This is a genomic window from Thiorhodovibrio litoralis (assembly GCF_033954455.1).
Classification (GTDB): Bacteria; Pseudomonadota; Gammaproteobacteria; order Chromatiales; family Chromatiaceae; genus Thiorhodovibrio; species Thiorhodovibrio litoralis.
On the sequence record NZ_CP121473.1, the window covers coordinates 53,393 to 66,715 of the forward strand.

Genomic DNA, 13,323 nt, shown 5'->3' on the forward strand with positions numbered 1-13,323 from the left:
GTCAGAGCTAAATTCCGGAGAAGGACATGAAGGCCATGGCCATCAGCCCGGTGGTGATGAAGGTAATGCCGAGTCCCTGCAGCCCGGCCGGGACATCGCTGTACTTTAGCTTTTCGCGAATCCCGGCCAGCAACACAATGGCCAAGGCCCAGCCGAGCCCGCTGCCGAATCCATAGACCAGGCTCTCGCCGAAGTCATAGCCGCGTTCCACCATAAAGAGCGAGCCGCCAAGAATGGCGCAGTTGACAGTGATCAGCGGCAGAAAGATGCCCAGGGCGGCATGCAGGGCCGGAAAATAGCGGTCGAGGATCATCTCAAGGATCTGCACCATGGCGGCGATCACGCCGATGTAGGTGATCAGCCCAAGAAAGCTGAGATCGACCTCGCCGAGCCCCAGCCAGGTAAGGGCCCCTTCCCGCAGCAGATATTCGTTGATTAGATGATTGGCCGGCACCGTGATGGTCTGCACGACGACCACCGCGATGCCAAGCCCCAGCGCGGTGGAAATGCGCTTGGAAACGGCCAGGAAGGTGCACATGCCGAGAAAAAAGGACAAGGCCAGATTCTCGACGAAGACCGCCTTGAACAGCAGGGAAAGGTAGTGTTCGAGCATGGCAGCGACTTAAAGCACTTCGGTGCGATGGACGATGTGAATCTGATACTCGGGCTTTTCGAGTTGCTCCGACTTCCAGGTGCGCAGCCCCCAGATCATCAGGCCGATGATGAAGAAAGCGCCCGGGGCGAGCAGCATCAGGCCATTGGGCTCATACCAGCCGCCAGTGCTGGTCAGCGGCAGGATTTGCACGCCGAGCAGGCTGCCGGAGCCGAACAGCTCGCGAATGGCACCGACCGAGATCAGAATGACACTGTAGCCGATGCTGTTGCCGATGGCGTCGAGCAGGCTTGGCCAGGGCGGGTTCTTGGAGGCGAATGCCTCGGCTCGCCCGAGCACGATACAGTTGGTAATAATCAGCCCGACGAACACCGACAATTGCTTGGACAACTCGTAGGCAAACGCCTTGAGCACCTGATCGACCACAATCACCAGCGAGGCGATGATGGTCATCATGATGATGATGCGGATGCTCGCCGGCATGTGCCGGCGGATCAGGCTCACAATCAGGTTGGAACCCACCAGCACGAAGGTCAGCGCCAGACTCATGGTGATTGCAGGCGCCAGCTTGGTGGTCACCGCCAGCGCCGAGCAGATGCCGAGAATCTGCAGGGTGATGGGATTGTTATCGACGATGGGCGCGATCAGCAGTTTGCGTTGGCTGGCATCCATGGATCAGCCCTCCGTCTGGTTGCCAGCATCGGCCAGCGAGCCGGCGCGCAGTTTTTCGAGGTAAGGCCCGAAGCCCTGCTCGCCGAGCCAGAATTGCATCAGGTGAGTGACGCCATTGGTGGTCAGGGTGGCGCCAGAGAGGCCATCGACACGCTGGTCCGCATTGGGGGCGTTGGGATCGACCGGTCCTTTAGCCACGCGAATCACCGGCTCGCCGTTCGCGCCAATCAGCGTCTTGTCCTGCCACTTGGCTTGCCAGCGGGGATTGGCCACCTCACCGCCGAGACCCGCGGTCTCGAGCTGCTCGTAGAACGACAGCGCCTTGGCGCGGCGCCCGTCCGGATAGAGCGCGACCAGGCCATGCATGGTTGACCACAGGCCATAGCCGTAGACCGGCAAGATCAGGGTTTCGATCTGCTCGCCCCCGGAGGAATCAGCCGTCGAGTCAGACCGGACCAGGTAGACAGGCATCTTGTCTGGCCGGCGGCGGATGCCGGCGATATCCTGCTCGCCGAGCGCGATACTCGCTTGCGGATCATTGCCCGCGTCGCGATAGGAATAGCTCATTGGGTCCGGATGCTCGACATAGTCGCCGCTGTCGAGGTCTACCAGGCGGACTTCGATCGCCTCGAACGCCTGGTCGATGTCCTGGCCAGAGGTATCCAGCCCCGCAACGCGCAAAATCTCGCGTTTGAGCGCCAGGCTCTCGTTGCGCTCCTGTAGCGGTCGCAGCCCCACGGCGGTGGCTGATACAACCACCGAACAGGCCAGGCAGAGCACCAGTGCGACCGCGACCGTCTTGAGCGGGTCGTCGTTTGGCCGCGAGAAGATGCCAAAGAGCCCGCTGCCTCCAGGGGTTTGGGTGCTTTGTGCTTCAGGCGGCATGGCGTTTTGCCCTCCTGCGCACATTCGCTTGCACCACGAACCAATCGATCAGTGGCGCGAACAGGTTGCCGAACAAAATAGCCAGCATGATGCCCTCCGGATAGGCCGGATTCAGCACCCGGATCATCGCCGTCATGGCTCCGATCAGGGCGCCGTAAATCCATTTGCCAGTTTCGGTCATCGAGGCAGACACCGGATCGGTCGCCATGTAGACCATGCCGAAGGCATAGCCCCCAAGCACCAGATGCCAGTACCAGGGCATCGCCATGGCCGGATTGCTGTCGCTTGGAAAGAGATTGAAGATCAGCGTGCTGACCACTAGCCCCAGCAGCACCCCGGCCATGATGCGCCAGGAAGCGACCCGGGTGAACAGCAAAAAGCCGGCGCCGATCAGAATCATTAAGGTTGAGGTGCTGCCAACTGCGCCCTGAATGGTGCCGAAGAAAGCATCCCACCAGCCGATACCGGCGGCGGTAATGGCCTCCACGCCGCCGCTCGCGGCAAGCATCAGCGGAGTCGCCCCGCTGAAGCCATCGACCGCGGTCCAGACCGCATCGCCCGAGATCTGCGCCGGATAGGCGAAGAACAAAAATGCCCGCCCGACCAGGGCCGGGTTGAGGAAGTTCTTGCCGGTGCCGCCAAACACCTCCTTGCCGATGACGATGCCGAAGGAAATGCCGAGCGCCACCTGCCACAGCGGGATGGTTGGCGGCAGGGTGAGCGCGAACAGGATGGAGCTGACGAAGAAGCCCTCGTTCACCTCATGGTTGCGCACCATGGCGAAGAGCACTTCCCAGAAGCCGCCCGCGGCCATGGTCACCGCATAAATGGGCAGAAAATAGACAAAACCGTGCCAGAAATTGTCCCAGATGCTGCTCGGGTCATAGCCGCCGGCACCGAGCCAGCCGATCAGCGCTCCGCGCCAGCCCTCGGCCTCGGTCAGGCCAATCTTAGCCATCTCGGAATTTGCCTGCAGGCCGACGTTGTACATGCCAAAGAGCGCACAGGGCAGCACCGCCAGCCAGACGAAGATCATCACCCGCTTGAGGTCGATGGCGTCGCGCACATGGGGCGCGTGCGCCGTGACCGTCGCCGGGGTGAACAGAAAAGTGTCCATCATCTCGAACAGGGCGCCGAATTTCTCGAAGCGCCCGCCGCGCAGGAAGTGCCGCTCGTGGCGGTCGAGAAACTTGCGCAGCCCCTGGCTGATCGGTTTCATTGATGCTCCCGCCAGATCTGGTTCAAGTTGCGGCGCAGCATGGGGCCAAAGTCATGCTTGCCGATATCGACATAGCTGCACAGGGCCAGGTCCTCCTCGTCGAGTTCCAGCGCGCCCAGGTCCTGCGCGGTTTCGGTGTCATCCACCACCAACGCGCGCAGCAACAGGGTCGGCAGGATGTCGAGCGGCATCACGCGCTCATAGGCGCCGATAGGCACCAGCGCGCGCGGGCTGCCGTTGAGATTGGTGTTGAGGGCAAACTTGGCCGCCCCGCGCACTTTGGCCATCAGGCCGCCGAGATAGACATTCTGCGCCGAGAACTTGTCCAAGCCTGGCCCCAGCCAGCCGAGCCACTCGCGCTCGCGATACTCGGGCAGCACCGTGACCTGGTTATGAAAACGCCCGAGAAAAGCGCTGTGGCCCACCGCGTGGCGCCCGTCGAGCGCCGAGCCCGCAATGACGCGCGCTTCGCGCTCGCCGTTCAATTGCCCGGCGACCAGCTCATTGGTGGAGGCGCCAAAGCGGGTGCGGATCAGGCGCGGCTGCGCGACCATGGGACCGGCCAGGCTGATGACCCGCTCGGGGTCGATGCGCCCGGTCTTGAACAGCCGCCCGACCGCGATGCAGTCCTGATAGCCCATGTGCCAGACGCGCTGCTTCAGGCTCGCCGGATGGAGAAAATGCATGTGAGTGCCGACCAGCCCGGCCGGATGCGGGCCGGCGAATTCAACCTGCTTGATGCGCGGATCATCCGGCAACTCCAGAGGCGCACCAGGCGCGGTGCAGACATAAACAGGGCCGCCGGTCAGCTTGGAGAGTACCAGCACCCCATCGGCGAAATCCGCTGCCGCCTCGGCAATGAAAACCGCAGGATCCGGCGCCAGCGGTCGCGTATCCATCGCCGGAATGAACAGGGCGGCTGGCTCATGATCCGGGGCCGGCACCCGGCTGAAGGGGCGCGTGCGCAGAGACAGCCACAGGCCTGAGGCGAGCAGATTCTCTTTGACCTGCGCCGCGTTCAGCCCCGCCAACTCCTCGCGCTTGTAACTGTTGAAGGTCTCGTGCTCGTCGCCTTCGAGCCGGATCACGACCGACTCCAGCAGCCGGCGCGGACCGCGATGCACGGCCTCGATCACCCCGGCACCGGGAGACGCACACAGTACCTGCGGATAGGCCTTGCCGCGCGAAATGGGCTGCCCGAGCTTGACCCGGTCACCCGGTTGTACCAACACCTCCGGCATGCGTCGCGGGCGCAACACATCATAGCCGCTGATGGCAACATGACTGACCACCGGGGCCGGCGCGATCTGGCGTTGATCGGGAGTGCCAGCAACGGGCAGGGACAGGCCGCGCTTGATGCGAATCTGCTTAACGCTCATGGTCTCGGCCATCCCGGAGGATGAATCTCTGTGATTCGGCTAACGCTCATGGTCCCAGCCATCCCGGAGGATGAATCCCTGTGATTCGGCTAACGCACATGGTCCCAGCCACCCCTGAGGATCGAGTCCTTTGGTTAGGCTACTGTTGCCGTTGCTAATGTCGCCGTTCGGCATGATTTCGAGAATACTCCAGCTCGCTTAAGTGGCGTTTGCGGTTAGTATCGCGGAATCACGACCCGAGTCGCAAATGGTCTTGGCCAAATGGCCGGCATTTTCGTTACCTTAATCCCTCCGAGACTCGGGGCCAGGGCGTCTCCGCCGGGCTCGACGCACATCCGATTCTGGCCTCGGCATTTCGGTGCTCGCCCGATTCAAGCCATAATGGGGCGGTCATATCGCCATCACCCTCTGCCACGAGCCAAAACCCATGTCCGTGCCTTTTCGCGATCATCCGCTGCGCTATGCGCTGACCGAGGAGCTGCACGCGCGCACCTTCGAGCCGTTGCGCGCCCCAGCGCGGGTGGCCCATTTGGCGGTGGTCTGCGGCGAGCGCGGCAGCGGGCGCAATGATCGGCATCTCAAACGCCTGCTCGAGCATTTCGACGCCCCGGTGCCGGAGCGGCCCGGACAATATCATTACGCCCGGCTGTGCAATCTGCAGCTGCGCTGGGAGCGGCACACGGAATTTGTCACCTACAGCTTCGCCAGCGAGGAAGACGTCAGCGACCCCTTCGCGCGCAACCCGCTTGAGGACCTGCCGCCAGACTGGCTGCGTGAGTTGCCAGGGGAGGTGATCAGCTCGGTGCTGCTGGTGCTCGAGCCGCGCGACGCGCCCGAGCGCGACAACCAGGGGCTGGTGGCCCTGTTCGGCGGCAATCCGGTGATGGGCTCCCAGGTCGTGGGTGGTGCAGGGCTCGCGTATTCTGACATGCGCATCCACGATGACGGCCATGGACGCATCCTGCTGCGCGACATCGCCTTGTCTGAGGACCAGGCCGGGCGCCTGGTCAAGCGGGTGATGGAGATCAACGCCTACCGCGCGATGGCGCTGCTCGGCCTGCCACTGGCGCGTCGGGCCACGGCCCTGCTAAGCGATGCCGATCAGCGCCTGACCGAGGTCGCCAAGACCATCGCCCGATCCAGCGCTCAGCGCGATGCGGGCGCGCGCTCATCCGATGCCGTGGCGGCCAAGGTGCCGCTCGAGCGCGAGCTGTTGGCCGATTTGACCGCGCTGGCCACCGAGATCGAATCGGTCGCGGCCCAGACCACCTATCGCTTTGAGGCCTCGAGTGCCTACTACCGCATTGTCGAGCAGCGTCTGGTGCAGCTGCGCCAGCAGCGCATCGAGGGGCTGCAGACTTTGAATGAGTTTCTCGAAGCGCGCCTGGCTCCTGCGGTCGCCACCTGTGTCTCCACCGGCGAACGCCAGCAACGCCTGGCCGAACGTGCCGGGCGTCTGATCGGGCTGCTGCGCGCGCGGGTGGAAGTCAGCCTGCAGGAACAAAATCGCGGCCTGCTCGACTCCATGGACAGGCGCGCGCGCATTCAGCTGCGCTTGCAGGAAACGGTCGAAGGGCTGTCGGTCATCGCCATCAGCTACTACGGTGCGGGGCTGGTGGGCTATTTGCTCAAAGGGCTGGCTGAGACCGGATATCCGGTTAACGCCACGCTGGGCTTGGCCGCGGCGGTGCCGATTATTGCGCTGCTAACCTGGTTCGCGCTGCATCGCACCAAGCGTCATCTGCGGCGCCAGTCCGAGTCTGGCATGGACGGGGACAGTGGCAAGCCGGGCTGACCGCAGCCTGCTTGCTCTGATCACGACCCGATAGACCGATGCACTGGCGCGCAATCTTCCGGCTGTTTGGCATTTTGCTCATGCTCTATAGCTTGAGTTTTCTGCCCTCGCTTGGCGTTTCCTTCCTCTACGCGGACGGTCAGTGGCGGGTGTTTGCGCTGTCAATTTTAATCAGCACGGTCGTCGGTGCTTTGCTGTGGTTGCCCAATTTCAGTGTCAAAAGCGGGCTGTCGGTGCGTGAGGGGTTTTTGATCGTCACCCTGTTCTGGGTGGTGTTGGGTCTGGTGGGGGCGCTGCCGTTTCTGTTCGGGTTGCATCTCAGCTGGACTGACGCGGTGTTTGAGTCCATCTCCGGCTTTACCACCACCGGGGCGACGGTGATTATTGGCCTCGATGAGCTGCCCCAGTCGATTCTCTATCACCGCCAGCAGATCCAGTGGCTCGGCGGCATGGGCGTCATAGTCCTGGCCGTGGCCATTTTGCCCCTGATTGGCGTTGGCGGCATGCAGCTCTATCGCGCCGAGGCCTCGGGCGTGGCCAAGTACGAAAAACCCACGCCGCGCATGGCAGCGACCGCGCGAGCGCTGTGGCTGCTCTATGTGGGGCTGACCTTGATGTGCGCCTTCCTTTACTGGCTGGCTGGCATGAGCCAGTTTGATGCCATCGGCCATGCCTTCACCACGGTCGCCACGGGCGGGTTTTCTACCCATGACGCCAGCTACAGTTATTTCGATAGCGTCACGATCGAGCTCATCGCCACTGTGTTTATGCTGGCAGGTGGTGTGAACTTTGTCGTTCACTTTATCGCCTGGCGCAAGCATGATCCGGGAATTTACCTGAGCGACCCGGAAGTACGAGCGTACGGACTGATCTTTCTTGGTGGTGCTGGCCTGGTGGCGCTCAGTCTGTGGTGGACCGGGGAGTATAGCGACGTGTGGGAGGCGCTGCGGTTCTCCGCCTTTCAGTCCGCCTCGGTGCTGACCGGGACGGGCTACAGCACGGCTACCTTCGCAGCTTGGCCGCTGCATGTACCAATGATTCTGGTCATTCTGGCGTTTGTGGGCGGCTGTGGCGGCTCGACGGCCGGGGGATTGAAGGTGCTGCGGGTGATGTTGCTGGCCAAGCTCGGCCTGCGCCAGTTGTTCCAACTCGCGCACCCGCAGGCGATGGCGACGGTCAAGATTGGCAAACGCCCGGTGCGTGACGATGTGCTGTTTTCCGTCTGGGGATTTTATGTGCTCTACATCGTGACCGCGCTCTTGCTCACGGTGGCGATGATGGCAGCGGGGCTCGACCTGGAAACGGCTTTCGGTGCCGTGGTCTCCACCATCAATCTGCTCGGGCCTGGTCTCGGCGAGGTGGCCTCGACCTTTACCACCATGGACCCGGTGGTGAAATGGCTGGGCGTTTTCGGCATGCTCGCCGGGCGCCTGGAAATCTTCACACTGCTGATTCTGTTCCTGCCGGCCTACTGGCGGCACTGATGCTGCGCAGTGGCCAGTTTTGACCGTTCTGGGGTTTGACGGTTCTGGGGTTTAGCCGTCCTAGGGTTTTTGCGGGTCCTGTTCGGAGTCGAATAGATCGGCGAGTTCCTCGATTTCTTCCTGGGCATCCAGGAAGGTTACCTGCTCCTCGCCCCCATCTTCTCCCTCGTCTGCGTCGTCGGCATCGTCCGGTAGCGGGTCGATGGCGTCCAGGTTTTCTTCGGCCTCCGGAGGCTCAGAGGAGACGATGTCGAGGATCTGGTTTTCGAGACTTTCCTCTTCTTCCGGTTCCTGGGTTGCGTCTTCGCCCGCGGTGCCGTCTTCATCGTTGTGCTGAAACCTGTTGAAGGTCGCGTCGTATTCCTCGAGCAGGCGCTCAATGATTTCCTTGTTGTGCTGGAGCTGTTCGCTGAGCTCGGCATTCTCGGCGCGCAGATCGCCCAGGGCGGAAATGTCCTCGTTGGCGCTTTCCTGCAGCTCGGTCCAGGGGATGAGCACCTTGCGCAGCTCATCGGGGACGTCCGCCAGGGACTTGCCGTCCTTGTTGAGATAGATGTTTAGCATGGCGTCGTAGAACGCCTGCTCACGCGCGAGGAACAGATTGACTGTGGTGGTCAATTTGCGGCCCTTGAGCTGCGCGTTGGCTTGAAACAGCTTGGTCAGACTCTCGCGGCGTGATGGCAGCGCACCCTGCACCGAGCTGTGCAATTCCGCGCTTTGGCTATCCTGACTCTGCGCGACTTTGTGCTGGCGCCGACGCATGATAAACAGCATCACCACCGCGACGAGCGCGAACTCGGCGGACATGATCAAACTGGCAATCTCAAGCGTCGTCATTCCATGGCATCCTTGTTGATGTTGGCGGGTCGATCCGTTGCAGGATTATTCAGCGTCTTCTGCCGTGGCTTTGCCCGATTGCCGCGGCTTGGACTTATCTGGCTTTGATTTATCGGGCTTCGATTTTTTTGGTTTCTTGGTTTTTTTTGCGGCTTTGTCGGCTGGGTTGCGCGTTATCAGCAGCACCAGGGCGATGAGCACCGCGAAGATGGTTGTTCCGCCGCCGACCACGCTGGTGAGCAGGGTCCAGGAGATGGTGGTGTCTTTTTCCTCGGGCTCGCTTTGCTCCAGGCCGTCGTCGAAATCGAAAACAAAGGTTTCTTCCGGTGGCTCGAGCAGCAAGGGCTCGCCGGCCACCGTCTCTGCCTTCAGGCGTGCGGTGGCGGTGTAGGTGCCGGCGCGGGTAATCGGAATATCGTAGCTTGCGGAACTGTTTCTGAGTGCGTTGAACTCAAGCACGGCGTCTGCGCCCTGGGGGCCACTGAGGCGCAGGTAGCCGAACAGACTGCCTAGGCGGATCAGGTTGGATTCGAAATCCAGATGCACGTCCAGGCGCGCCTCGCCGGTCTCACCCGGTGGGGGCATGAGGGTTTCGTAGCTGAGCTTGAGCGGTGTCCCGGTCACGCGCAGGCGGCGTTTGAGCTGACGCTTGAAGGTGGCACTCTCAAGCAGAATCTGCACGCTGTAGGTGCCGGGCGGGAGGGTTCCGGCCTGGACCTCCATGCTATAGGTCATGGTGTCAGGCTTCAGCGGCAAAATCAGCGAGAGCGCGGGTATCGGAGCCGGCGGAAGAGGCTCGAGATCGCTGGCGCTCAGGGCCGCGGAGTCCTGCTCTTCCTCGCCGTCCTCCGGGGCGAGATCGAACACCACCTTGGCAGTGGCCAGCTCAAGGAAATCCTTGAGTTGCACGGGTTGGCCTTTTTCTGTAGGCCATACATCCAGAAGGAAGCTCGCCTGGGAAGGGATGGCGTTTGGCAGTGGCGCCATGTCCAGGTTGAGGTCGGTCAGCACGGCAACCCGGTTGTCCTGGTCCAGGCTGCCGAGTAGCTCCCAGTCACCGGGCTCCGGGGTGGTGATAGTGACAAGATCGTAGTCGCGCGCGGCGTTCCAGGAGACCTTTGTCTTGTCCCCGCTTGGCATGCGCCCGGAGGTAATGGTCTCGCCTGCGGGCGTAATCAGGGATATTGGCGTGTCGGGTGCATGAAAGGCCAGCAGAGTGAATTCACGCACGCCCGCGTCGATGCTGAAGCGGTTGCCCTCAATCGGGACCGTTGTCGGCGGGGCGGATTGCTCGAGCATGCGCAGAAAGGCGCGCTGGAGGTCCGCGGCGTTGTTGGCCACCTCGAGCCAGCCACCGGTTTGCTGGGTTAGCGCATCGACCAATGCGGCATCCACCTGATCAGACAGGGCCACGACGTGGGTTTTGACCTTCAGCTCCTGCAGGCGGGGGATGGATGAGTCCAAAATGCGCCGGCGTGAGGCGGCATCGCTGTCCTCGCCAGCGGCGTTTGGCTCGGCATCGGGCACGTCGACCAGGCCGTCGGTCAGCAGGACCAGATGGCGCTGCTCATCGGGCGCGGGTGGTTCGCTCCAATCCTTTAGCGCGGCATTAATGGCTGCTTCGATATCGGTGAAATTGCCATTGGAGTGAATGCGACCGAGGCGCTTGCGGATTTGCGTCTTCCAGGCATCGTCAACGATGCCGGGAGCGATCAGCGCCTCGGGAGCATCCGCGAACAGCCACACGCCAGACTGGTTGCCCCCAGGCAGCAGCTCGCTGACCAGGCGCATCGCGGGTACGCGCAGGTTTTGTGGGTCGTTTTCGCGCATGCTGCCCGAGACGTCGATCAGGATGCGCAGATCGCTGCTAGCGCGGGCGGGCAAGGAGCCGGTCAGCAGCGCGAGGCCGAGGAGAAGTAATAGAACGGCGGGGTTAGTGAAACGCGGAGCGGACATAGGGTTAACGAAGGCTTTTGCTCAGGGTTGACCCGGACACTGGATCAATCGGGCGCACCTCAGGGCAGCCAAAGCTCGAAGCAACCACCGGGTAGACTGCAGCCATTCTTGACCTCAATGTGGCCCTTACGTTCACCGGAACGGTGCAGGCCGCTGATTTTCTCGGCGAACAGCAGGCCAAGGCGGGTGCGGCCCGAGGCGCGTGGATTGGTGACCTGGAGCTGGTCGTTGGTATCACTGCGCAGGAGTAGCTCGGGCGGGAAGCCCTGGCCGTCGTCCTCAATGCGAATGACGAGATAGCCGTCCTCCTCAAGCGCGGAGAGCTGTATGCGCTTGTCGGCGTAGCGGCGGGCATTGCCGATGGTGCTGTCAACCACGCTGCGAACCATTTCCAGGTCGAAATAACCGCACAGCATCGGGTCGCAGTCGTAGCTGAGATCGACGCCAAGCGCCTGGCAGACGGTCTGGTTGTTGGCTAGGCATTCGATGAAGAGATCCTCGATATTGTGCTCATCGATATCGACGGTCAGGCCTTCATCGCCGAGTTTGTACAGCGAGAGTAACTGTACCAGATTGTGATTGACGCGCTGAACCTCGTGCTGCAGCAGATTGGCCTGGCGTGGATCGGCAAAGGTATTCTCAGCGCTGCCAATCATCTCGGCGAGCGTGGTCGAGATAAGGCTCAAGGAATTTTTGATGTCATGAATGGACGACGCCAGCATGTCAGAGAAATCCATCGCCATGATCAGGCCTCTTTTTGTTTTGTCACGAGCCGTTGCAGGCGAGCCGAGATGTCGGCTAGGCGCCAGTCCTCCGGGGCGGCCGAGCGGACATGCTCGACATAGCCGCGCACCAGTTGCACCTCTTCCTTGGTTGATCCTTTCTGCTCCATTTTCATGATGATTGCCTTGGCGGCATTGAGGTTCACCGTTTTGTTGCCGGGCATTTCATCGGCAGCTTTGCGCAGCAGCTTGATCGCGGCGTCGAACTCGCCCTGTTTGATCAGACGCACGCCCGCATTATTGACCTTAATGATCTCCTGCTGAACTCTCTGGATTTTCTTGTCGCCTTCATCTCCCATGCCGGCGCTTTGGCACACTTGCTTGACCTCGGCGATAAAGGCGTCGTCATCATGATTGTTGGCGATGGCCTGGCGCAGCATGGCCTCGGCCTTGTCATGCTGGCCAAGCTTGGCATACGCCTTGACCATCTCCAGCCCGAGCTCCGCCGCCTGGTCGCCACTGGACTCTCCCAGGGCATGCTCGGCGATGGCCAGCGCGGCGGCGGCCTCCTTCAGGTTGCCCTGGTTGGCCTTGATCATCGCATCGGCCGTGGCCTTGTGAAACTCGACCTCCTCATGACCGGAGAAGGCGCGCCCCAGCTCGCTGACAACCTTGGTGGCTTCGGTATGCTTGCCGTTGGCGGTCAGCGACTTGGCCAGGCTGCTGTGGATCGATGGGTGGTTGTAGCGGGAGTACTTGGCTAAGTTGACCGCGCGGCCGAATGCCTTCTCCGCGGTTTGCGTGTTGCCGCTGTTCAAGGCCACCCGGCCCAGCTCAATCTGGCGCTTCAGGCCGCGGGGGGAGAGCTCGGCGGCCTGCTGCAGCACTTTCTCGGCGTCCTCAGTGCGCCCCTGTGCCATGAGTGTCTTGGCCAGCACGTCGTAGGCCTGGATCATGTAGCGGTCGGCACTGATCAGCGCCTTGAGCGTCTCTTCCGCCTGAGTGTAATCTTTCCTGAGCAGCTGGACTTTTCCCGCGCCCAATCGTGCCCAGCGAACATCCCGGTCCTTGAGAATGCTCTGGTAGACCTTTTGCGCCGCATCGAGCTGGTTGCTGCTGATCAGCGCCTCGGCCTTGATCTTCAGCAATTCGAGCGGATTTTTCGGGCCGCTGGTCAGCAGGGTGTTGAGCTCGGTGATGGCGCCAGCGTAGTCCTTTGCCACCAAAGCCTCGTTGACGCCTGACAGCTGCGCCTTCTGTTGGACCAGCTTTTCGAGCCGCGTCTTTAGCAACTCGGCGGTGAAGGGCTTGGTCAGGTAGCTGTCAGGCACATACTCGACCGCGGCCATGACCATTTCGCGGGTATTTTCCGCCGTCAGCATCACATAGATGGTATCTACCCCAATTAACTGGCGCTCGCGCGCCTCTTCCAGCACCTGCTGGCCGTCCTTGCCTTCACCCAGGTTGTAGTCGCACAAAACAATGTCAGGCCGGCGTTTCTGCAGGATGGCGAGCGCCTCGCTTGCGGTTGCGGCGAGGTCAAAGTTGTTAATCGACAGGGAGCGCAAGATGCCGCGAAGCACCGAGCGCATGTCGGCGAAATCATCGACGACGAGAACCTGCTTTTTCGAGAGGATGGATGCCATGTTCACTTTTGTTCGATGCCCGGGGGGCTTTCATGCCCCAGTGCTCTAAAGACAAGTGCTCCAAATACCAGTGTGCCGCAAGACAGGAACTCAACTGGTTGGCGTGAAACCAAGC

The 13,323-nt window shown here is 61.8% G+C and carries 11 protein-coding genes; 2 read left to right on the top strand and 9 right to left on the bottom strand.

Annotated features, from left to right (window positions below; all coding sequences use genetic code 11):
- Positions 1–7 precede the first annotated feature (7 nt).
- Genes nqrE through Thiosp_RS00255 form a run of 5 tightly spaced genes read right to left on the bottom strand, consistent with a single transcriptional unit; the run spans position 8 to position 4,768 of the window.
- Positions 8–613 carry an NADH:ubiquinone reductase (Na(+)-transporting) subunit E gene (gene nqrE / locus Thiosp_RS00235; RefSeq protein WP_201066447.1) on the bottom strand — a complete coding sequence of 202 codons (606 nt, stop codon included), beginning with the start codon at positions 611–613 and terminating at the stop codon, positions 8–10.
- Positions 614–622: 9 nt separating this feature from the next.
- Complete coding sequence (locus Thiosp_RS00240; protein WP_201066445.1) at positions 623–1,285, bottom strand: NADH:ubiquinone reductase (Na(+)-transporting) subunit D; 663 nt, start codon at positions 1,283–1,285, stop codon at positions 623–625.
- 3 nt (positions 1,286–1,288) lie between these two features.
- Positions 1,289–2,170 carry a Na(+)-translocating NADH-quinone reductase subunit C gene (locus Thiosp_RS00245; protein WP_201066443.1) on the bottom strand — a complete coding sequence of 294 codons (882 nt, stop codon included), beginning with the start codon at positions 2,168–2,170 and terminating at the stop codon, positions 1,289–1,291.
- A complete protein-coding gene (locus Thiosp_RS00250; protein ID WP_201066441.1) occupies positions 2,160–3,389 on the bottom strand; it encodes an NADH:ubiquinone reductase (Na(+)-transporting) subunit B in 1,230 nt (409 codons plus the stop codon). The genes Thiosp_RS00245 and Thiosp_RS00250 overlap by 11 nt, the downstream gene beginning before the upstream one ends.
- The gene (locus Thiosp_RS00255) at positions 3,386–4,768 is read right to left on the bottom strand and encodes a Na(+)-translocating NADH-quinone reductase subunit A (protein ID WP_201066439.1); all 1,383 of its coding nucleotides are present in this window, start codon (positions 4,766–4,768) and stop codon (positions 3,386–3,388) included. Before Thiosp_RS00255 ends, Thiosp_RS00250 begins: the two co-directional genes overlap by 4 nt.
- A 427-nt stretch (positions 4,769–5,195) precedes the next feature.
- Between Thiosp_RS00255 and Thiosp_RS00260 the strand changes: the two genes are divergently transcribed.
- Positions 5,196–6,563 carry a DUF3422 family protein gene (locus tag Thiosp_RS00260; RefSeq protein WP_201066437.1) on the top strand — a complete coding sequence of 456 codons (1,368 nt, stop codon included), beginning with the start codon at positions 5,196–5,198 and terminating at the stop codon, positions 6,561–6,563.
- Positions 6,564–6,601: 38 nt separating this feature from the next.
- Complete coding sequence (locus Thiosp_RS00265; RefSeq protein ID WP_201066435.1) at positions 6,602–8,047, top strand: TrkH family potassium uptake protein; 1,446 nt, start codon at positions 6,602–6,604, stop codon at positions 8,045–8,047.
- Between the two features lie 60 nt (positions 8,048–8,107).
- Here Thiosp_RS00265 and Thiosp_RS00270 read toward each other — a convergent pair whose 3' ends face one another.
- Genes Thiosp_RS00270 through Thiosp_RS00285 form a run of 4 tightly spaced genes read right to left on the bottom strand, consistent with a single transcriptional unit; the run spans position 8,108 to position 13,208 of the window.
- Positions 8,108–8,884 (bottom strand): hypothetical protein, encoded by a 777-nt coding sequence (locus Thiosp_RS00270; protein ID WP_201066433.1) that lies wholly within the window; start codon positions 8,882–8,884, stop codon positions 8,108–8,110.
- A 45-nt stretch (positions 8,885–8,929) separates the two neighbouring features.
- Positions 8,930–10,840: a VWA domain-containing protein gene (locus Thiosp_RS00275; protein WP_201066431.1), complete on the bottom strand. Its 1,911-nt coding sequence runs from the start codon at positions 10,838–10,840 to the stop codon at positions 8,930–8,932.
- Positions 10,841–10,899: 59 nt separating this feature from the next.
- Positions 10,900–11,583, bottom strand: coding sequence for a sensor histidine kinase (locus Thiosp_RS00280; RefSeq protein ID WP_201066429.1), 684 nt, complete (start codon positions 11,581–11,583; stop codon positions 10,900–10,902).
- A gap of 2 nt (positions 11,584–11,585) precedes the next feature.
- Positions 11,586–13,208, bottom strand: coding sequence for a tetratricopeptide repeat-containing response regulator (locus Thiosp_RS00285; RefSeq protein ID WP_201066427.1), 1,623 nt, complete (start codon positions 13,206–13,208; stop codon positions 11,586–11,588).
- Positions 13,209–13,323 lie beyond the last annotated feature (115 nt).

Coding starts and splice junctions, on each gene's coding strand:
- nqrE (WP_201066447.1), bottom strand. CDS start 613: ATGCTCGAACACTACCTTTCCCTGCTGTTCAAGGCGGTCTTCGTCGAG.
- Thiosp_RS00245 (WP_201066443.1), bottom strand. CDS start 2,170: ATGCCGCCTGAAGCACAAAGCACCCAAACCCCTGGAGGCAGCGGGCTC.
- Thiosp_RS00260 (WP_201066437.1), top strand. CDS start 5,196: ATGTCCGTGCCTTTTCGCGATCATCCGCTGCGCTATGCGCTGACCGAG.
- Thiosp_RS00280 (WP_201066429.1), bottom strand. CDS start 11,583: ATGGCGATGGATTTCTCTGACATGCTGGCGTCGTCCATTCATGACATC.
- Thiosp_RS00285 (WP_201066427.1), bottom strand. CDS start 13,208: ATGGCATCCATCCTCTCGAAAAAGCAGGTTCTCGTCGTCGATGATTTC.
- Thiosp_RS00275 (WP_201066431.1), bottom strand. CDS start 10,840: ATGTCCGCTCCGCGTTTCACTAACCCCGCCGTTCTATTACTTCTCCTC.
- Thiosp_RS00255 (WP_201066439.1), bottom strand. CDS start 4,768: ATGAGCGTTAAGCAGATTCGCATCAAGCGCGGCCTGTCCCTGCCCGTT.
- Thiosp_RS00265 (WP_201066435.1), top strand. CDS start 6,602: ATGCACTGGCGCGCAATCTTCCGGCTGTTTGGCATTTTGCTCATGCTC.
- Thiosp_RS00240 (WP_201066445.1), bottom strand. CDS start 1,285: ATGGATGCCAGCCAACGCAAACTGCTGATCGCGCCCATCGTCGATAAC.
- Thiosp_RS00250 (WP_201066441.1), bottom strand. CDS start 3,389: ATGAAACCGATCAGCCAGGGGCTGCGCAAGTTTCTCGACCGCCACGAG.
- Thiosp_RS00270 (WP_201066433.1), bottom strand. CDS start 8,884: ATGACGACGCTTGAGATTGCCAGTTTGATCATGTCCGCCGAGTTCGCG.